Here is a 21,454-nt window from a genome sequence, read left to right on the forward strand (position 1 = left end):
ATTAAGCAAAAAGGTGCAGGCAATGATAATAAATTTTTGTGACAAGGTGCAAGTTTAAAAAAAATATTTCTCACAATTAGTAGTTAAAACTGTGAGTTTATTGTTATACCTGTAGTCATCACTTTTCCTCCTACTACATAAGCCTCGATTGCTCCTCACACAGCACCCGCACTTCTAGAGAGTCCACACATGCTCAAACCCCTCTTGCTGTCAGGATGGTTCCGTGTGCAACCATTTCTTAATTCTGTTGTTCTAGTGATGCTGATTGCGCCTTTATTTGCAGCATCAGGTCACTCTACCTCTGCTCAACAATCCAAAGTAGTAGCGAAACTTCCTCCTGAAGCTGGAGAATCGGAAGCTGTACCTCAAGAAACAGCTAATGAACCAGATTTAGCAGCAATGTTTCAAGATGCTCCGAGTAACTCCACCAGTGGAGCATCTATTTCAGTACCACAGAATCTAGCTGTAGTGGGGAAAAAGCCAGTTTTACAAGCACAGAACATCGAATCTTTAGTAGTAGCAGATTATGCAATTGGCAATGGCTCTCATACAAGTGGTGCTGATCCTTTCGCAGCAGTAGAACTGGCTCCTGTTCCCAATATTCGTGACCATTTCAAAAAAGGCAAAGCATCTGAAATTGAAGCGTTAATGCAAGAAAATAGTTTTGCATCAGCCAACAATTCTGTTGTTGGTTCATCGGGATTAAATCGTATTCCTGGGATTGAACCAATTCCCCAAACACCAGAATCGGGATCTACAGATGATTTACCCGCAATGGAAGCACCCAGTGAAGAGCAAGCAGAACAGGTAGATCCTATCGGTAGTCCACATCCTATTCCTTGGAAATGGATTGTGGCGACTCAAGAAGCGATTGGCTCTAAAGGTAATTCTGGGGTACGTTATTACCGTAGTGTACCTGTGGTTTCTCCTGATGGTAAGTATGCTGTTTACAGCCGGGTGCAAATGGAAATTCAACCGGAAATGTATAACAGCCGTGTGAGTAGCACCATGTTTGTTGAAGATAGAGAAACTAAGAAATTGCGGGTGATGGCTTCAACTTCGGAAATTAAAGACCCCTTATTACATCGCCAGGTTGCACCTCCAGAGCAGATGCAAGAAAATGGCAAGATTGGGGTATTGGTTCCGGTGAGTTGGTCAGAAAAAAGCGATCGCTTTTTAGCACGTAAGTTTGAGGGTGTCTTCAATACTGGCGATGCTACAGATCGTGCAGTGATTTGGGATCGACAAAAAAATCATACCAACACCGTTGCACCTGCACGTCAAGATGATGAACATGAAAAAATTGCTGTATTGCTAGGTTGGAGTAAAAACCAACCAGATCATGTGCTGTTCCGCGAAGGCGAAATGGGTGAAGAAGACTGGCCTTTGGTACAAGTTGCTACCGATGGCAAAACAGTCAATACCAACGACACTGATCAGCCTGTGACTTTTGGTGAACACAAAGAAGTATGGTCAGGGCCACAAGTGGCTACTCGCTAATAGCAAAGTGCTGAGTGCTGAGTAGGAACTCAGTTTTCAGTCATCAATAAATAGTCTTAAACCTATACTTCGACTGCTATTTTTATTAAAAATAATCTGCGTTCCCGTTATTACTAGAGCTAATGACGGGAAATTTTTTGATAAGCGATCGCTTGATTTATTAATATAGCTGTAGTTAGATATGTTCGGACAATTTGAAAGCTTAGATACCAGGAATAGAAAGACTTGTCTTCCTGCCTTCAGACTATACATTTATTAATGTGATTATCTGCTGAATTGAATCTTTACATTTTGAAACTCTGCATTCTTTTCCCGCCATTCAGCAAGCGCAATTGTTGGGAAAGTTGCAAAGATTTGACCCACGGTTGTTCTGAAAGTTGGGAAATAGCATTTGCGGATAATGTAGCCGTGAAGGTATCTTTGTCTGGAGTTACATCATTAACGCCGAGACTTTGTAAAACCGCGATCGCTGCATCTGTAATTGGCTCTGTATGAATAAATACAGTTAAACTTGGTGTGGTTGAGTCTTGAACATCATTAAGTGCCGTCGACAATGCTGCACCTAGCTTCTGATAGTTCATAAGTGTTTCCTGAGTAAAAGGGTAGGCAGTTGCAAACTGTTCTAAGATTAACCTATCAAATTTTTTGTTTTTGATTACCTACCCTTATACAGACGTAATACACAAATCTATACGTCTTTTTATATAGTCGTGGTCAGATACAGCACTTTGGAAGTAAGTGAGGTACACCATGAGTAATAAGTAATGAGTAATGAATTGACTTATTACTTATTACTTTTTTCAATCAGTTGCTGTACCTCATAAACATCGAATCTGCTGTCTGTAAGGACAATTTGAAAGCTTGAATGCAGGAATAGTAAGACTTTTCCTCCTGCCTTCTGCCTCCTTCCTCCTGCCTTCTGCTATAGATTTTCAGTATTAATTAACCCGTAACCCCATTTGTTATCAAAGGTGCCTGATGGCTTGCCAGGAATTGAGCTATGTTTGCGGAATAACTCTTTGATGGTGTTGGGGTCTAAATTGCGATCGCGCTGTAATAATAACGCTACTAACCCAGTAACAAAAGGTGTGGCCATACTAGTACCAGCCATCGCCTGAAACTTAGAATTAACCGTCATCGAACGGTCTGAATTTGCATTAGAAGAAAGCGCAGCCACAATCATTGCCCCAGGTGCAGCAACATCCGGTTTTTGGGCTTCATTGCGTAATGGCCCTTCACTACTAAAATCAGAAATACTGTTCAGTTCTAAACCCACTTCGCGAACTTGGTTATCAATATCGGTGTACTTGACTTTAGTAGTGTAAGCCGCAACTGTCACTGCATTACTAGCACATCCTGGTGAACCAATTTTCACAGCATCTTGGACACTAGTACCTGTAAAGAATACAGAAGAACTATCATCTAGTGTCCATACATCTAAGCGGGTATCCTGAGTAGATGTATTACGGACTCGTAACTGCCAATTACCACCCATAACTGGCGAAGGGCCATTACCCCGAATCTGCACAAAGAAATTATGGTCGCCGTTGGCTTGATCTGGGCCTGGCGTGACAATTTGTACCCGTGAGTCAGGTAGTTGATGATCTACCGCTGGGTTGCCTTGAGGAATAATTTTTTGGAAGGGAGTGACAAAGCCATTCGGACTGCGTACAGAAACTTCTAATTCACTGTCTTTGCCATACCACGCATTTAACCAAACAATGCCTACTTGATTGAACGGCACATTAAAGCGCATTCCTTTCATGCGCCCGCTGGGGATAATGGCTTGACCGTGAATATTGTCGTTACCTTCGTTACCTGCTGCACAGCAAACAATTCTGCCAGGGCCAGTTTCTGCGTCAATGACTTTGGAGAGGGAATCAGTACCATCATGGGCATCAGCATGTCCACCCAAGCTGAGATTGACGACTGCGGGTTTGCCTAATTCAGCCGCTACCCGAAATACGTAACGAACAGCATCAGCAATGTGGGCATCTTGGAGGTCAGATTTGATAATGATTAATTCTGCGTCTGGCGCGACACCACCATAAGTAGCATCAGCACCAGACGCGATACCTGCGACGTGTGTACCATGACCGCCAGTATCTTGAGAAACAGATAGTAGGGAACCTGTTAGTTCCGCACCATAAGCGCCTTCCTTGACTCCTGGCCCTGGTATGGTTTGATCCCATAACCGTAAAATTCGCCCAGCAAAGGCAGGATGTTTGGCATCAATACCACTATCAACTACACCAATAATTACGCCTTTGCCAGTTAGTCCAGTTTTATTTTTAAATTCTGGTAACTTCACGGCTTGGGGTGCAACATCCATCCGTAGCTTGAGTTGGCGTGATGGTTTAATTCGCTGGATGGCAGGTTCTTCAGATAAAGCATCTAAACTATCAACGGGTAGGAAAGCTGTACGCACATGGCCAGAATTTTGATTAACTTCTATGCCATATTGTGCCAAGTGGCTTAAATCTGCGTCATCATCACAGTAGATAAAAACTAGGCTCTTGGTCGGTTTGACAATACTTTTGGGTGCCATAATACCAAGCGATCGCTTGTGTGTCATCAAAGCTGACAACCCTTCATTTTGATAATCTTCAACTGCCAACAGCAAACCAGGAGAAAGTTTTTCGTGTCTCATTTTGGCTTCAACCTCTATTCAATGGCAGACTAGTAATTTTTCCAGTAATAAAATTCACCATATACTAGTGAATAAATAAATTGAGGAATGTGTGAATAACTCATAAATTTTAAGGCTGAAATTTTTATTTCTCACTGATTTTTATGAATTATTTGTTTCCTTATTTGAGTTGTTCTAACTGCTGAAATAATCTGATGTCAAGAAAAATCCTAAAGGTGATTATCTGAGTTCATCAGTGAACAGCATCTAAATTAGCCGTTTTTCAGCCATTCTTTTGATTCATACATCACCAAAGCTTGTGATTACGGAAAAATTTATAGTTTTAATCTTTTGATTAAATTTTCTGCTGTTGTGGTTGATTGCTAAAGTCTTAGTTGAATTGCGAAAGATTATAAAAGTTATCAAGAAATATCAAGAATCATAAAGCTAATAAGCTGGGATAAATTAGTATTTGAAGTCAAAATTTACTCCCATCAATCACGCCTGTAGATAGTCATTTTTTGGTCATATTTGTTGGTAAGACTAAAAACAAACCCAGCAAAAATAAGAGTTTTGAAGATTCATCAAGATTTGGAGGAGGCAAAATGGCTTCAGGTAAACACCAACATGCTATTGGTATATTTAGCGATCGCCAAATTGCACTACAAGCGATCGACGAGTTAAGAAATACTGGCTTTTCGATGAATAAAATTTCCGTAATCACTCGTAAGCCAGAACTTGAGAATACTGATACAACACAAAATCATCTTACTCAATCTGAAGGTGCAACTATAGGTGCATTAGCCAGTGCTAGAGCAGCAGGTTTACTTACCTTAGTTGCAGGTTTTGGGATTTTACTCATTCCTGGGTTTGGCCCAGCCTTAGCTGTTGAGTCTGCTTTAGCCACACTTTTAGGTAGTGGTGCTAGTGCAGCCGCAGGTGGAATTATTGGTGCGTTGCGGGGTTGGTTTTTGCCGGAAGAAGCAGCGCAACTTTATCATGAGCAAGTATATCAAGGTAATTATCTGGTCACAATCGAAAGCACAGAAGCAGATATTCGTCGTGCTGCACCAATTTTGCAACGTTGGGGTATTCAGGAGTGGCGTGTGGTTGATGTGCCAGAGAATTGAAAAAGTTGAACTAGAGCGGCGTAAATATTTATAGTTGTGATAAGCCAGGAGGCTCACTTCTCCTGCGGAGACGCTAACGCGAACGACTACGCTCAGTGAGCAGAAGTCACGGAAAGAAAGTTGACTCAGTACTCATACCATTTCACCCTGTCACCTATCACCGTTCGGCTGACGCTCACGGCGGAAGCCTATTACCTGTCACCTGCTATATCAGTACTTTCTTGTTAACCTGTAAAGTAGACAGTTTTTGAGTATCAGGAGTAGCCATGTACGTGCTAGTGGGTGGAGCAGGTTTAGTAGGGCTTTCTTTGGCTCAAAAATTGGTAGAACTAGGACATACGGTTGCTGTCATCGATATTGACCCGAATGCTTGCCGTTATGCCCGTGAACAAGTGGGAGCAATGGCGTTTGAAGGTAGTGCTGTAAGTACAGAAGTCTTGTTAGAAGCGGGAATTCGCAAAGCAGATGCTTTAGTCGCAGTCTTGAGAAGTGATGCTTTGAACTTGGCGATGGTGACTTTGGCTAAACATTATGGTGTTCCCCATATTTTGAGTCGGTTACGTCATGGTGATTTTGCAGAACCACTGCGTTTAGCAGGCGCAAACCATGTTATCAGCACCGTTGAACTATCAGTTTCCACAATGGTCAATGCCATTGAATATCCTCAAGTAGAATCAATGATGCACTTTGAGCAGGGACAGATTGAAGTGTTAAAACTAGCGATTCCTAATAATTGTTATGTAGTGAATCGCAGTGTGGCTGAAATTGCTCAAGATGCTCGATTTCCGACTGGATCTTTGATTATTGGCTATCAACCTCATCCCCACGAAGATTTGATGATTCCGAATGGTAGTACAGTCCTTGAAGCAGGTTCGACTGTGTTGATTGTGACTAAGCCCGGTTCTTTACATCAAGTCATTGATTTTATCGAAGGTTGCCAGTAGTTTTCATGAAATTTTATTTACAGATTATTTTAGCGATCGCAGTTATTTTCCTCTCTGCTTGTCAAGCATCCGAAAATTCCCTAAATTCACAACCTAAACCAACTCCAATTAGTCAGACATACAAAATAGTGAATTTAGATCCGAATTTTAAAATCGCAATGGGTCAGACTATTTATGTTCCCATCTATTCCGAAATTTATCATCACAATCGCCAAGAAATTTTTAATTTAGCAGCTACACTCAGTATTCGGAATACAGATTTGGCTAATCCTATAATTATTACTTCTGTGCGCTATTATGATTCCACTGGTAAATTAATTGAGCCATATTTAGAAAAGCCAATCCAACTAGATGCCCTGGCTTCTACAGAATTTTTTGTAAATCGTAATGATAGCCGAGGCGGTGTCGGGGCAAATTTTATTGTTGAATGGGTATCATCAACAAAAATATCTGAGCCAATAGTTGAAGCCGTGATGATTGGCACTGACTTTCAGCAAGGTATTTCTTTTATTAGTCCTGGGAAAGTTATCAAAAATCAAAAGTAATGAGTGCTGAGTATAAAATTCTTTCCTTCCACTCCTGCCTCCCTGCCTCCTGCCTCCTGCCTCCTGCCTTCTACCCTATTTAATCATCATCAAGTTGCAGCAATTGTTCATCAATAGATTGTATCCGTACCTGCACAATTTCCTCAGAAAGAATGCGCTTGCGTAATGCTTCATTCAGAACGCCCTTTTCTGCTAATAATAAACGACGACGAATAGCATCTAATTTGCTTAAATCATGATTTTTAGCATCTGAATTATCAACACGGCGATTGTACAAATCTCTCAAAGATTTTTCCGCACCAGCCACCCTGACTTGATAAGCCGATCGCATTTCCTCGTAAACTGATTTTGGTAATACCCCAGACTTCAACAAACTATCTAATTCATCCTGGGCCGCTTTCCCTGTCATCAGTTGGGCTTGTAATTCTTCAACTTGTTGCTGAGTTGCGGAGAATTTTGATAATTTTAAGCGTTTGACTAACCAAGGCAAGCTTAAACCCTGTCCGACTAGCGACACCAGTACACTGCCAAAAACTAAGGCAATTAAAACATCTCTACCCGGTAAACCAATAGGTAAACTCAAAGCCAAAGCCATTGACAGTGAGCCTTTGATGTTACCTAAAAACAGTAAATGTTGCCAACGCAGAGGAATCGGGCGATCAAACCAACGAACGATCGCCAGTAGTGGATAAACTGTTAATATTCGTCCAGCTTGATAAGCTAAAACAGCTAGTAAAACAGCAGGTAAGGTTTTCCAGAAGGTGACTAAGTTGATTTCCAAACCAATCAACAGAAAAATAAAGGTATTCACCGTAAAACTGGCATATTCCCAAAAACTCAGCAGAGTGATGCGATTGGAAGCCGAAGTATTGCGCGAAAGCCCCAGATTCCCGAAAATTAAGCCAGCGACAACCACCGCCACTGCACCTGACACGCCGAGAAATTGCCCTACCTGAAAAGTACCTAGTGCGATCGCAACCGTCAGTAACAGACTACTCAGAGGATCATCTAAACGGGCGAATACAGGTATGCTCAAATAGCCTAATACTAAACCAACAACGCAACCACCCAAAGAAATAAATAGCAGTTGTTGGATTCCTTCTAATAATGTGATTGAACCTGTGGAATATACTTGCGAAATCAGGTTAAATGAAACTAACGCCGCCGCATCGTTGAATAAAGTTTCGCCTTCAACAATTGTAGATAGTCGGGAAGGAACTGGTATTTCCTTAAACACCGCAATCATCGAAACGGTATCTGTGTTTGCCAGAATTACACCCACAAGTAAAGCGGGTATCCAAGCTAATCCCAGCCCTAGTTTTAATACTACAGCAATAATTCCACTAGAAATGACAGCCCCAGGTAAAGCTAACAGGGCAATAGGTTTAAAAGTACTGCGTAAACGACTAACATCTGTATTGATCCCAGCTTCAAAAATCAGAATTGGCAAAAACAAATTCAAAACCAAAGCAGGATCTAAACCAATGCGATGGGATAATAGTTCAGTTATTGGCAAACCTGCCAGCACCAAACCCGTCACATAAGGAACGCGCAATCGACGGGATACTAAAGCTACACCAGTGGCAACTAGTAAGAGAATAATGGAAATTTTAACTAATTCAGTAACATTCACTGTGAATAGCGCAGTCCTGTTTGATGATATGTGAACAACACAGACAAGGGAGACTAGGAGGACAAGGTAGACAAGGAAGCGAGATGTTTGTAAGTCATTTAGAATTGCTATATAGCAGTCCTAAATCATTGGTGAAATTTCTTTTCTTTTCCTTCCTCTTCTTCTTTGTGTCCTACCCTGCGGGAAGCCGCTATCGCGTCTATGCGTCCTTTGTGGTACCCTACCCTTCGGGAACGCCTGACGGCGAACGGGAAGCCGCTTCGCGTCTACGTTAAAAAGAATACTTTTTCACGACTCAGATAGAATTGCTATGGTGCTGAGGATCTATGGGAATTTCATTGATAAAAATCGCAAAAATTGAATATAACTGTCAACTAACTTCAGATAGAGAAGTGAATCATCATATATCGCAACTTCTCTCTTACCCTCTAATTCTCCGCGTCTCTGCGTGAGCAATAAATTTCAAATCTAAAATTAACAATTAAAACCTTGGAGATTTTTCCATCATAGGTGAGAGTCATAACTGGAGAAATATTTGCCACAATCTCTCCTGAACGTAGAAATAATTACCTATGGAAATTCAAACACCAGACTGGGTTAAGCACGCTGTATTCTACCAAATTTTTCCAGACCGTTTTGCCAGAAGCAAACAGCCACGGAAACGATTGTTACACGAAGCCCGTTGGGAAGACTGGGAAGCAATGCCGACATTACAAGGTTATAAAGGCGGTGATTTGTGGGGCATTCTTGAGGAATTAGACTACATCCAAGGTTTAGGAATTGACGCGATTTATTTCACTCCCATTTTTCAATCTGCGAGTAATCACCGTTACCATACCCATGATTATTACCAAGTTGATCCTTTGTTGGGAGGAAATGAAGCTTTTAAAGAATTACTAGAAGCTGCTCATCAACGGAATATAAAAGTGGTTTTGGATGGAGTGTTTAATCATTCCAGTCGTGGGTTTTTCTTTTTCCATGATGTTTTAGAAAATGGCCCTTATTCGCCTTGGGTGAATTGGTTTAAAGTTCACGGTTGGCCACTGTCTGCTTACAACGGTGATTTTCCGGCTAATTATGAAGGTTGGGCAGATAATCGGGCTTTGCCAGTGTTTAACCACGACAACCCGGAAGTTAGGGAATATATTATGGAAATTGCCGAATATTGGATTAAATTTGGTATTGATGGCTGGCGGTTGGATGTACCATTTGAAGTTAAATCTCCTGGTTTTTGGCAAGAATTTCGAGAGCGAGTCAAAGCCATTAACCCCGAAGCTTATATTGTGGGGGAAGTGTGGGGAGATTCCAGTCAGTGGTTAGATGGGACGCAATTTGATGGTGTAATGAATTATTTATTTGCTGGGCCGACAATTGCTTTTACCGCAGGCGATCGCGTAGTCTTAGAACAAGTCCAAAGCCGCGATTATCAACCTTATCCACCTTTATTTGCGACGGAATACGCCACTAAAATCCAAGAACTATTGCAACTATATCCTTGGGAAATTCAGCTAACGCAACTCAACTTACTGGCTAGTCACGATACCGCACGTTTAATGACTATTGCTGGTGGCGATAAAGCCAGCATCGAATTATCAACTCTACTGTTACTTACTTTTCCTGGTGCGCCCAGTATCTATTATGGCGATGAAGTGGGTTTGCCAGGTGCAATAGATCCCGACTCCCGACGTGGCTTTCCTTTAGAAGCTAATTGGGATCAAGAAATTCTCCAAACACACCGCCAATTAATTGAAATTCGCCATACTTACCCAGCTTTGCGAACAGGCGACTATCAAGTTCTCTATGCCCAAGGAACACTATACGTTTTTGCCCGCACTTTAGGCACAGAAGAACTAATCATTGCTGTGAATGCTGGTACAGCATCAGTCAAAGCCAACATAGATATTACTAGTTTGCAAACTCAACCCAGCAAGCTTTTATTCGGCTATGCAGAATTTGAGTGGAATAACGCAGGAGAAACTAAACAACTTTCTCTCAGCGTTCCTCCCCGTCAAGGTTGTATTTTGGCTTAAATACAGGAAAAATTAGGCATAAAAACGCAAAATCAAGAATTTAGGCAAAAATGTAGGGGTGTATGTATCAATACCCTTACACCCCTATACCCATTTTTCACAAATAATTTTGGTGCGTATTCTCAGACAAAGCCTTTTATGTTCCTGGACGAGAGCGGAGATGATCTGGTATATGATGGCGATCGCCTAATATTTCTAACAATGGCCCGTTAACATCAAATTTCACCATACTTACCGACGCGACCAAAATATTCACCCGATAGCGATAGCGTCCCAAATCAATTCCCAGTAAACTGCAAAGCAAAATCCGAATTGTGGCTTTATGAGAAACTACTAATACATTTCCTGCGGGATGCTTTTCTTGAATTTCCGCAATTACAGGCATAGAACGGTTAGCAATATCTACCGCCGTTTCTCCACCTTTGGGTGCATTCCAAGCGGGTTCTGTCAGCCATTTTACATAGTTTTCACTATACTTCTCTTGAGCAAAAGATTTACTCTTAGCTTCCCATTCGCCGTAACTACCTTCTCTCAATCCATCACGCAACTGCATATCCATACCAGTAGCATCACAAAATGGTTTGGCAGTTGCAATTGTGCGCTTCATCGGGCTAACATAAACCGCTTCCCACTTCAATTTTTGATAAACATCGGCAAAACTTTCTGCCATCTGTATTCCTTCTTTTGTCAATTCGGCATCAGTTTCACCACAGAAATTACCACTTTGACTAAAAGTAGTTTCGCCATGTCGGAGTAAATATAAATTGAGGGTCATAATTTATATTGCAATTGAGATAAAGGAGTTTGTGTAAACATAAAATACCATCAATCTCGCAATCGAGTATGTAATACCAGGACAAAGTAATCAACCAAAAAAGTCAATCAAAGACAATCTTGTATCCCAAATATAAAATCCAACATCCAACACGGTATCAGATTTTTATCTCCTGCCTCCTGCTGTATCTACTCGTATCTATGTTTTTTAGATTTAATCACTTCAATTACATCATCATGACGTTGCCCTTCGATAATGTCATTTAAGTGAATTTTGCCGTCAATATATTGCAAATGAATCCGCCATCCGGATAATTTATCGATATCGGCGCGGTAGATTGCTTGTTTAATACCTTTGACTTTCCGTAGTCTGGTTTTGGGAAAATTTCGAGTTCTGTGACATTCATTATCTTCTAATTCTGCTAAGGCTTGTAAAAAATCAATTTTTAACTCATCTGGCAAGATTTTCATAGCTTCATAAATTACACCATGCTCATCAAAAAGTGGTTTAATCTGTGGCATTAGCTAGAGTGAACCTCAATTTCTTGATTCTGCATACTAAAATCTTGGTAGAGATACTCAGCTACGGAATTGTATGCTTGAGTAGCATCTTCTGTACTGACGACTCTAAATAAGGTGATGACTGTTGTATCAAAAATTGGGTCATCATCTATGGTAAGGATGATTCTGATCTCTTTATCAATTATTAAGGCATAAAGAGAAGAATCATACTCAGTATTAAATTTAATATTTTTTAGTTTAAATGCTTGATTTTCTAGTAAATTTCTATTTTTAGAAATTAAGTCAACATACCGATTTAATTTTTTAACAATTTTAAATTTTTCTCTATTATTAAATTTTTCCAAGTCTTTTTCAAATTCTTTAGTTGATTCAATGAGTATTTCCATTTATTAATGCTTGAATCAGAATACGAAACTGAGTTTAATATAGCTGATAATTATAGATAATTGAAGTGTTATTGGTAGCGGTTGTAAATAGCGTAAAGCAGAATACATAAACTTTAGAGGCTAAATATGTTTGGTTAACTTAAGATTTGCGGGCGAGTTCGGAGACGGTTTCTACTAATTTATCTAAATCAAGTGGCTTAGAAATGTGGTATTGAAAACCGACAGATAAAGAACGCTGTTGGTCTTCTTTTCTGGCATAGGCGGAAAGAGCGATCGCACCTATCTTGCCGCCTTTGTCTGCTGGTAAAGAGCGAATCTGTTGGATGAGTGTATAGCCATCCATATCGGGCATTCCAATATCACTGATTAAGACATCGGGTTGAAACGACTCCAGGGAAGCTAAAACTTCTGCCGCACGGGTAACAGCTAATATCTCTGCACCGTATTGTGCTAACACAGCTGTGACTAATTCCCGTGCATCTGGTTCATCATCCACAATTAAGACTTTAATTCCGGTTAAATCTAGTTCTGGTATTGATAATTCATCAGGTTGACTCGGCCGTAACTCCGTAGCTAACAAGGGCAATTTAACGGTAAATGTTGCACCTTGTCCTTCACCTGGGCTATCGGCTTGAATTGTACCGCCGTGGGCTTCCACCAAATACCGCACAATGGCTAACCCCAACCCCAGCCCACCATATTTACGAGTTGTTGAAGCATCTTCTTGGCAAAATGATTCAAAAATATAGGGCAGAAAATCGGGTTTAATGCCTTTACCTGTATCGCTGATGGTAATTTGTGCTTGATGATCAACGCGCTGTAATTGCACATCTACTCGTCCACCAGCTGGGGTAAATTTAATGGCATTCGATAGCAGATTCCAGAAAATTTGTTGTAATCGCGCCGAATCACCTGATACTTGACCAATTTGGGGCAGAGTGGAATGTAACAGAATTGACTTGGCGACGGCGGCTGTTCTGACTGTATCCAGTGCGGCTTCTAAGACAAATACTAAATTTATGGGAGTCTCATCTATGTTGAGTTTGCCCCGCAAAATCTTTGCTACATCTAGCAAATCATCAATTAATTGACACTGTAATTTAGCGTTACGTTCAATGGTGGCTAAAGCTTCGGTGGTTTTCGTGGCATCAAATTTACGGGTTTGCATCAGTTTTGCCCAACCCAAAATCGGGTTGAGGGGCGATCGCAATTCGTGAGAGAGAATCGCTAAAAATTCATCTTTGATGCGGTTAGCGCGTTCGGCTTCGGCTCTGGCTAATTGCTCTTTTTCTAACAGCAAACTACGTTCTTCTTCGGCTTGCTTTTGTTCAGTGATGTCAGTATTTGTGCCGAACCAACGCAATATTTGACCCTGCTGATCACGGATGGGAATAGCACGGGACAAAAACCAACGATACTCCCCATCATTTCTCCGCAGGGGAAAGGTATCTTCCCAGGCTTCACCTGTGGTTAAACAGTGGCGGAAGTGTTGGATTACCCGATTTAAATGATCAGGATGGTGGACTTTTTGCCAGCCCCATCCCTGCATTTCTTCTAGGGTTGTACCTGTGTAATCAAACCAGCGTTGATTGTACCAAAATATCCAGCCGTTTGCGTCCGCCATCCAGGCAAATTGCGACATATTATCAGCCAGGGTGCGGAAGCGTTCTTCACTTTCACGCAATGCCTGTGTAGTTTTCGTTTGCTCAATTAATGGCCAGATACGTACTACAGTTTCTTGCAACAAAGCAACGTCATCGCCACTCCAAACTCGCGGATTTGGTGAGGAAACAGTTAAGACTGCAACTAACTGCCCCTGATAAATACAAGGAACGCAAACAATTGCTTGAATTTGAAAACCAGCGTAATTTTGAGCAAAAGCAGTTGTCCGAGAATCTTTAGTGATATCATGCACAACTAAAGCTTGATTGGTAGCAAATATAGCTTGCATTTCTGAGTTGGCAAAATTTGAAATTGTTTGAGTTCTCGGAAAATCCTCATAATTGCGAGACCAGATTTGCTCTAAAGTATAAAGATTTTGTGGCAAATCAACTCTACCCAAGGTGCATCGGTTGACATTAAGGTAATGCCCCAAGCTGCTGACTGTTTCCCACATCATTGCTTGAGCATCTTGGAGATGGCGCAGGCGCAAATCTAGTTGGTTAAGAAACTGCTTGTTAAGTTCGCGCTGTTTCCGGGCGGTGATGTCTTCAGCAATACCTGTAAAGCGATAAATTTCACCTGTTTCATCTTTTAACCCAAAGCAGCGGTCTCTGACCCAGCGAATGCTGCCATTTGGTAAGATGATGCGGTATTCTTCATCGAATTGATTGGCGATCGCTTTTTCTTGAAAAGCCCTAGCAACAGATTCTTTGTCTTCTGGATGAATTAAATTAACCCAGTTACTTTGATTAGTATATAAATTCTGGGCTTTCAATCCCCATAAACGTTCATAGGCAGGGCTGACATAGCTGATGCGATCTTCTAAAACTTCCCTAATCCAGAAAACGGCATCAATATTTTCGGCAAGTTGACGAAACTTTAGCTCACTGTCTCGTAAAGCTTCGGCTGATTTTTTGCGTTCTGTGATGTCTATATCCAGTCCCGTCATCCGCAGAGGTTGACCTTTCTGGTCGTAAAACACTTTACCTTGGCTCAATGCCCAGCGAATCTTGCCATTGGGGTGAACTACCCGAAATTCAATCTCATAGTTTTCGCCTTTGGTAATGACATGATTTACAGTTTTGAGGATGCGATCGCGATCGTCAGGATGCACTTGCTCAAGAAACATCTCAAAAGAGCCGTCAAACTCTCCTGGTTGCAGCCCAAATAAAGGTTCTAAGTTATCCGACCAGGAAATCAGTCCCGTCTGGATGTTCCAATCCCAGGTACCAATCCGAGCCGCTAATAGTGTCGTATGTAGCCGTTCCTTACTTTCTCGTAATTCTGCTTCTATGCGTTTGCGTTCAATTAGTTCATGTTGTGTTTGTTGATAAAGTTCTGCTTGTCGCAGAGCAATACCTAGTGCGGCGGCTAATTCTTGGAGCAAATCGATTTCTAAAGGTTGCCATTGGCGGGGAGCTTGACAATGATGGGCAATCAGCATTCCCCATAATTGCTGGTCTTGCAAAATCGGCACGACTATTTTGGCCTGGACTTGTAAATTTGCCAATAATTCAATGTGCCACGAATTCAGACTACCATCATAAATATTCGGTTTGACAGAGATTAATCCCTGACGGGCAAACTCACTGTAGTATTCTTTGAAATAAGAGTCATACAAGCAAGTAGATAACAGTGGTGTCCATGCTGCACCGACTGATTCGTTGGTGACAATACCGCTATTATCTGGCTGCCAACGCACAATCACCACTCGATCTGTTTGGAGAAACTGCCGTACCTCTGTGACTGTTGTTTGCAGAATTTCCTGTAAATCTAAGGATTGATGAATTTTTTGGATAATTTGTGCTAATAATCTTTCTCGCTCAATGCGCTGTTGCAATTGATTCCGCAACTGGACGGTTTCAATGGCTCCTTGAACTGCCCTTTGCAAGCTTGCTGGGGTAATTTGTTCTTTGACTAAGTAATCTTGTGCGCCGGCTTTCATGACTTGGACAGCGATCGCTTCACTGCCCTGGCCTGTTACCATAATTACGGGTAAATAAGACTGTTGGCTTAAGGCTTGTAACTGAGCGAGAAATTCTAAGCCATCCAAATCAGGCAAGCGATAATCCAGCAAAATGACATCGGGTTGTTGCTGCCAAAGTTCTAGTCCTTGACTCCCTAAAGTTGCTTCTAAAATATTGTAGGAGTAATGGCGATCGCGCAACAAACATTGCCGATAAAATTCCCGGTCTTCAGGAGAATCATCGACAATTAAGACGTTGCGCCGAGCTTGAACCATGATTAATACTCCAGGTGTTCAGGAAGTGTTGTCACCTCAAACCAGTATTGGATCAGCGTTTGCACATCTCGTTTTAGCTGCTCAAAATTAATCGGTTTAATAATGTAGCTGTTGACTCCGTAGCGGTAACAATCTTCGATATCTTTGGGGTTATTGGAGGTGGTAAACACCACAACCGGAACGGTTTTTAGATTATCATCCTGCTTGATCTGGCGCAATACTTCTCGGCCATCGGTTCCCGGCAGATTTAAATCCAAGACAATCAAGCCCGGAAAAAAGCAGATGTCGCTATAATTACCAGTACGATACAGAAAAGCCAAGGCTTGCTCTCCATTGACACATCGCTGAATCGGAACTTGAATGGGCGATCGCTCCAGCAATCTTTGGAGGGCTTCAAAGTCTTCGTTGCTATCTTCCACCACCAACAGCAGGGGGATGGGCAAAGTTCTCATAGTCTTCAAGAGATTTCCTCGGCTGTTAATGTAAAGTAAAATGTACTACCTTGTGATGGTATAGATTCTACCCAAATCCTGCCGCCGTGGCGCTCGACGATTTTGCGAGCAATAGTTAAACCTGCACCAGTGCCACCGCCAAATTCATCGCGTCCATGTAAACGGCGAAAGATTTGAAAGATTTTTTCCAAATGCTTATCTAAAATGCCAATGCCATTATCACGCACATAGAAAATTGGCACTGGGGAGGTGTTTTGTTGGGTAATATAGCCAACTTCCACCCATTTTTGGGCTTTATCGTTGTACTTCATGGCGTTGCTGATTAAGTTGGTGAATAATTCATTTACCTGGGCGCGATCGCATTTTATACTGGGGAGCGTTTGCGGCAGCCGAAATTCTATTTCACTTTGCGGACGGGTAATGCTGAGGGTATTGATTACCTGTTGGACTAACTCATTCAAGTTGACTGGTTGGCGCATAAGTTCCGCTCGTCCCAACCGGGAAAAATGCAGCAGAGAATTAATTAAATCTTCCATCCGTTGGGTTAAGCGCACCAGGGTTTGCAGTTTCGCCATTCCATCATCATTCAACGTTTGGGCATAATCTTCCATCAAAAAGTTAGCGTAGTTGTGAATTCCACGCAGGGGTTCCTTCAAATCGTGAGAAGCAATATAAGCAAAGGAATCAAGTTCTTCGTTACTGCGTTGTAATTCAAAATTCATCAAGGCGAGTTCATCGGCTTGGCGTAAGACAATCCCCACAATTAAACCGCGTAGTTCGGTGACTGCGGCAATTTCGCAAGATTTCCAAGGTAAAGCCCAACCCCGCACCGTTTCTTGCCACAAATCAAAAGATTTGCGCGGCGACATTCGCAAACTACCATCAGATAATACTTCCATAGGTTTGTGTGGATTGCCACCCCACTTTACAGTTTGGATCACTTCTGGACGAAACCAAATCAAATAATTGTGCTGCACCCGTGAAATTTCTAAAGCTAACACCCCACTAGCGATCGCGCGGAATGACTCTCCTGGGGGATAATCTTTAGAGAGCGATCGGGTGGCAAATAAACCATCTTGCAGTCGTGGTTTCATCCAATTCAGTAAAGCATTCACCTCTGCCTCTGATGGCACTTCACCCACGCGAATATATTGATTACCACTGCAAATTACTGCGCCTGTAGCGTTTACTAAATTCAGTAATTGAGATTGTAGCTGCATCATCCCATTCAGGAAATACTTAGACTGGGACAAAGCCTCAACAAATTGAGTTTGTAAAGACTTCAACTGCATTTTGTAGTCCATATCTTCACTAACTTCTTTGTTCACCAGTTCTACAGACATCACCTGGCCAATAAATTCGCAAATGGTACGGTCGTTGTAAGGAATATATTTAGGTGATGAATGATGACAGGCAATTAATCCCCAAAGCTGTTGATTTTGCAACAGCGAAATGGACATCGAAGCAGATACATTCATATTGCGTAAGTATTCCAAATGAATTGGAGACACACTCCGCAACACTGACAAACTTAAATCGAGTGGTTGATTTGTCAGAGGATTATTGTGAGGAATTAAAGACGCAGGTTGGTAGTTGGCATCAGGAATCAGCCGCAGCCAATTCAGGGTGTAAAGATGTCGCGCTTGCTTAGGAATATCCGAAGCAGGGTAGTGTAAATCGAGATAAGGAACTTTCAGGTTCGTATCTTCAGCAATTACACAACCTGCACCTTCCGCATCAAATTGATAAACCATCACCCGCTCAAAGCCTGTAATTCGCCGTATTTCTTGGACAACAACTTGACACATTTCCCGTAGTGTGGCTGCTTTTTGCATCCGGGTAATTGTGGCTTTTACCTGATGATAAAAATCAACAAACTCAGTTTTTTGGTTAACTTGTTTCGGCTCTAATTCCAAAAGAATCACTGTATCTGAGTGGTGAACAATGCCATCAAAATACCGAGATTGGTTTAAATACTGAATTGATAAATCTAGAGGATTAATTGTCTCGAAATCTGCGGTGAGGCATTGCTGAATTTTTTGAATTTGCTTGGCATCAAATAAAACAGATAAATGTTTGCCTAAAAGTGCCGCTGGTGGATGACCAATGATTTTTTCAGTGTTATCACTAACTTGGATAATTTCGAGGTGAGCATCTTGCAAAACCAGCAAAACTCCGTGAGGCTGAATTAAACCTGGAATGTGAATCGGCTCGCGATCGCAATTTGTTAAATCTATGATTTCATCAGCCATACCCTACCCGCTCAACTCCAGCCACTGCCCGTAACTGATCTCCGTAATCTCCCTTATTGTAATTTTAGATTTTAGATTTTGGATTTTGCATTAATTCGTTGAACTCACGTTGTAGTTAGCAGAAATATTCTCAATACTTCCATTTTCTGAATTTATGACCCAGAAACTAGAATTACCAATATTCACACTTTTTTTTGGACTGGCTATTATTCAAGCAGTCGGCTGCACAACTGATAACAATAATTCCGCAGTTGTCGCCCAAACTTCTCCCAAACCAGCACCCCAAGAAATCATCCAACCAGGAGAAGTCCGCGCCTTACCCGGTAAGTTAGACACCATCCCAGTGTTTAACAGTAACAGCCCTGAATGGATTAAAAACGAAGGAATTTTGCTTTCTACCTTTCCCACTAATAATAAAAAAGTTCCCGCCGCCCACCTCAATTTTCCCTTTCAGGGACGCTTCGATTTATTTGCCCATCATTACACTCACACGCCCAAAGATTTACAAACCCTATATATCGGTGTCATACTCCACAACCCCAGTAAAAAACCTGTGACAGTCAGTGTCTTGCAGGGCGCAAGTTATTTAATGCAGGATGCGCCCTTTGTGACCTTAGCGCCTTACCTAGAAAATAATGATGGCAAGGTTTATTCTGGCCCAGGGGCGAGGGCTGTCAGTGATGTGTTGCGCGGTGTGCGTCAAGCAGATTTCCCCGCCAAGTTTGTCATTCCTCCTGGTGGTAGCCGGATGTTATTAAATCATCCAATTCCTGTGAGAAATTTAGCCAAGCCTGTGAATGGTCGTTCTAGTTTTTTGCGCTTGCAAAGTAGCGGTAAGGTATACGCAGCCAGTTTGGCGATGTTTGCTAAAAAAAATGCCGATAATTCTGACCGTGCGCCAACTTTGAGTGAATGGCAAGCTTTATTAAATAATGGCAGTTTTGCCGGGCCGAGAGATAAAACCCCAACCCCACCCAATGCTACTAGTGGTTCACTCATTTACGGACGTGTGGCTGGTGTTTCTCAAGGTTCCCAATGGCAAGCTAATTTGGTAGATAACCCCAAAGCCCAGTATTTAACTATTCCTGAACGCGGTAAAGGTATTGCTTATCCTTTAGTTACTCTCCGGGGCGGTCGATTGGGTACTGACCAAATCCAAACCGCTAAAATGTTGGTGCGCTACCCTGATACCGCCTACGAAGCACACGGTAATTATGGGGTGGAATATAACCTGAGTTTGCCGTTAAAAAATCAGACAAAGCAAACTCAAAAAGTCACCGTCACCCTAGAAACACCACTAAAGGAAGACAAGTTATCTCAAGGTGGCATTCGTTTCCGCAAACCATCACTTGATTTTCCCTTCTTTCGGGGTACAGTCCGACTGCGTTATGTTGATGACCAAGGACAACAGAAAACGCGGTATGTGCATTTATGGCACAGAACTGGTCAGGTTTTAGAACCATTGGTGCAGTTTGTTCTCCCACCCGCCAGCCAAAGAAATCTACAGGTAGACGTGATTTATCCACCAGACTCGACACCACCGCAGGTTGTGACTGTCCGAACTTTAGAGTAGTAATCAAAATTACTCATCCCCGAATTTCTCACGTTTGGGGAGAGGGGAGTATAGAGAGAGGGGGAAGTGTGGGGAGATAGGGGAGTGTGGGGGGAAAGATTTCTTCACCATCCTCCCCCCCTCCCACACTTCCCACACCCCTTCTCCCCACTCCTTACTCCCTTTGAATGACAATTTACCAGTTCCGCCAGCCGCCTTTTGCTGATACTTCACCAGAACTTTTCAACCCGTGAGTTTGCAGTAAAGTTTGATATTCTTGACTACTCGCCCAACGGTCAATTTCTCTAGCGCGTAGCACGGGTACAGGATGGCTTAATTGGGCTGTTCGAGCGACTTTCACCATTTCACCCAATTCTGTTTTACTAATTTCATCATAAGCACGGGCTTGGGCAACAAAGGCATCGAGGTTGAGTTGCGGTGCAAGTGTGGGCGAACCACCAGCCAGTTTCATGAGTACAGACATGACCACTTTAGGGTTTTGGGTGGCTAGTAAAGCGGCGCGATCGCAGGTAAACTCAGCACAGCGTACCCATTCTAAAAGTTGTGTTTGGATGGCTTGAGCCAAAAAATTTCCCACATTCGGCACAATTGCTGCCGCTAAGACCAGTAAATTTACAGGCGTTAAATAAACACTATGGTCGCATTTCAGATGCCCTAACTCATGGGCAATTACCGCCTGTATTTCTTCTGGGGTGAGGATATCTATCAAGGAAGTATGCACCACCACAAAAGGCTGTTTACCCCGCATTGCAAAAGTATAAGCGTTGGGTGCTGGATGTTGCCGGACGTATAATTGTGGCGGTTCAATATCTAAGACTTTGCAAGCTTCTAATAATAATTTATGTAAATCTGGCAGTTGATTTTCACTGACTAAAACACTAGAAGCAATGTTTTCTACATAAAAAATCTGCTCCGCCATTGGCCCCAGCCAATTCCGCACCATCAAATCAATACCAGGTATTTGTTTGAGAGTTTTGGTAGATTCCAAGTCTAAGGGATGACGAAAGGAGTCAGCTTTTAAACCAATTAGCGGGGTTTTAATGAATGACATGATATAGCCAGCTTGAAAAAAGACTGTAAAAATTTGGCTGCTAATTTAACAGCCATCCACAAGCTAGTATAACGATTCAGTTGGTGGAAGGAGGGGGTAAGGGAAGATGGGTGTGAGGGTGTAGGTGTA

17 protein-coding genes and 1 pseudogene are annotated in these 21,454 nt (G+C 42.0%); 7 read left to right on the plus strand and 11 right to left on the minus strand.

Features of this window, described 5'->3' with window-relative positions; genetic code table 11:
- Nucleotides 1–189 precede the first annotated feature (189 nt).
- Nucleotides 190–1,500 (plus strand): hypothetical protein, encoded by a 1,311-nt coding sequence (locus H6G75_RS05715; RefSeq protein ID WP_190978997.1) that lies wholly within the window; start codon nt 190–192, stop codon nt 1,498–1,500.
- Between the two features lie 284 nt (nt 1,501–1,784).
- Here the strand turns inward: H6G75_RS05715 and H6G75_RS05720 are convergent, their stop codons facing one another.
- Nucleotides 1,785–2,081, minus strand: a complete 297-nt coding sequence (locus H6G75_RS05720) for a hypothetical protein (RefSeq protein WP_190978998.1) — start codon at nt 2,079–2,081, stop codon at nt 1,785–1,787.
- Nucleotides 2,082–2,422: 341 nt separating this feature from the next.
- Complete coding sequence (locus H6G75_RS05725) at nt 2,423–4,150, minus strand: S8 family peptidase (protein ID WP_190978999.1); 1,728 nt, start codon at nt 4,148–4,150, stop codon at nt 2,423–2,425.
- Between the two features lie 584 nt (nt 4,151–4,734).
- Here H6G75_RS05725 and H6G75_RS05730 point away from each other — a divergent pair.
- From H6G75_RS05730 to H6G75_RS05740, 3 genes are all read left to right on the plus strand, one after another.
- Complete coding sequence (locus H6G75_RS05730) at nt 4,735–5,259, plus strand: hypothetical protein (protein ID WP_190979000.1); 525 nt, start codon at nt 4,735–4,737, stop codon at nt 5,257–5,259.
- A gap of 266 nt (nt 5,260–5,525) precedes the next feature.
- Complete coding sequence (locus H6G75_RS05735) at nt 5,526–6,203, plus strand: TrkA family potassium uptake protein (protein ID WP_062295678.1); 678 nt, start codon at nt 5,526–5,528, stop codon at nt 6,201–6,203.
- Nucleotides 6,204–6,208: 5 nt separating this feature from the next.
- The gene (locus H6G75_RS05740; RefSeq protein WP_190979001.1) at nt 6,209–6,748 is read left to right on the plus strand and encodes a DUF3124 domain-containing protein; all 540 of its coding nucleotides are present in this window, start codon (nt 6,209–6,211) and stop codon (nt 6,746–6,748) included.
- Between the two features lie 79 nt (nt 6,749–6,827).
- On the opposite strand, the gene H6G75_RS05745 is transcribed toward H6G75_RS05740, so the two are convergent.
- A complete protein-coding gene (locus tag H6G75_RS05745; RefSeq protein ID WP_190979002.1) occupies nt 6,828–8,381 on the minus strand; it encodes a cation:proton antiporter in 1,554 nt (517 codons plus the stop codon).
- 23 nt (nt 8,382–8,404) lie between these two features.
- Between H6G75_RS05745 and H6G75_RS05750 the strand changes: the two genes are divergently transcribed.
- Nucleotides 8,405–8,656, plus strand: a complete 252-nt coding sequence (locus H6G75_RS05750) for a hypothetical protein (RefSeq protein WP_190979003.1) — start codon at nt 8,405–8,407, stop codon at nt 8,654–8,656.
- 297 nt (nt 8,657–8,953) lie between these two features.
- On the plus strand, nt 8,954–10,411 hold the full coding sequence (locus tag H6G75_RS05755; protein WP_190979004.1) for a glycoside hydrolase family 13 protein: 1,458 nt from the start codon (nt 8,954–8,956) through the stop codon (nt 10,409–10,411).
- 136 nt (nt 10,412–10,547) lie between these two features.
- Here H6G75_RS05755 and H6G75_RS05760 read toward each other — a convergent pair whose 3' ends face one another.
- The 7 genes and pseudogenes from H6G75_RS05760 to H6G75_RS05785 form a co-directional block, all read right to left on the minus strand.
- Nucleotides 10,548–11,186: a histidine phosphatase family protein gene (locus tag H6G75_RS05760; protein ID WP_190979005.1), complete on the minus strand. Its 639-nt coding sequence runs from the start codon at nt 11,184–11,186 to the stop codon at nt 10,548–10,550.
- Nucleotides 11,187–11,374: 188 nt separating this feature from the next.
- Entirely contained in the window at nt 11,375–11,707 is a 333-nt protein-coding gene (locus H6G75_RS05765) for a hypothetical protein (protein WP_190979006.1), read from the minus strand.
- Nucleotides 11,707–12,093, minus strand: a complete 387-nt coding sequence (locus tag H6G75_RS05770) for a hypothetical protein (protein WP_190979007.1) — start codon at nt 12,091–12,093, stop codon at nt 11,707–11,709. Before H6G75_RS05770 ends, H6G75_RS05765 begins: the two co-directional genes overlap by 1 nt.
- Before the next feature lie 139 nt (nt 12,094–12,232).
- A complete protein-coding gene (locus H6G75_RS32875) occupies nt 12,233–15,997 on the minus strand; it encodes a PAS domain-containing protein (protein ID WP_190979008.1) in 3,765 nt (1,254 codons plus the stop codon).
- 2 nt (nt 15,998–15,999) lie between these two features.
- Nucleotides 16,000–16,449, minus strand: coding sequence for a response regulator (locus tag H6G75_RS05780; RefSeq protein WP_190979009.1), 450 nt, complete (start codon nt 16,447–16,449; stop codon nt 16,000–16,002).
- Between the two features lie 5 nt (nt 16,450–16,454).
- Entirely contained in the window at nt 16,455–16,871 is a 417-nt protein-coding gene (locus H6G75_RS33905) for an ATP-binding protein (protein ID WP_397331502.1), read from the minus strand.
- An 81-nt stretch (nt 16,872–16,952) separates the two neighbouring features.
- A pseudogene (locus tag H6G75_RS05785) lies at nt 16,953–18,701 on the minus strand (GAF domain-containing protein); the annotation flags it as partial.
- Between the two features lie 154 nt (nt 18,702–18,855).
- On the opposite strand from H6G75_RS05785, the gene H6G75_RS05790 reads away from it, so the two are divergent.
- Entirely contained in the window at nt 18,856–20,274 is a 1,419-nt protein-coding gene (locus H6G75_RS05790; RefSeq protein ID WP_190979011.1) for a DUF3370 domain-containing protein, read from the plus strand.
- Between the two features lie 175 nt (nt 20,275–20,449).
- Here the strand turns inward: H6G75_RS05790 and H6G75_RS05795 are convergent, their stop codons facing one another.
- Nucleotides 20,450–21,325: a M48 family metallopeptidase gene (locus H6G75_RS05795; protein ID WP_190979012.1), complete on the minus strand. Its 876-nt coding sequence runs from the start codon at nt 21,323–21,325 to the stop codon at nt 20,450–20,452.
- Nucleotides 21,326–21,454: the final 129 nt, after the last annotated feature.

It is taken from the genome of Nostoc sp. FACHB-280 (assembly GCF_014697615.1).
In the GTDB taxonomy this organism is placed as follows: Bacteria; Cyanobacteriota; Cyanobacteriia; order Cyanobacteriales; family Nostocaceae; genus Nostoc_B.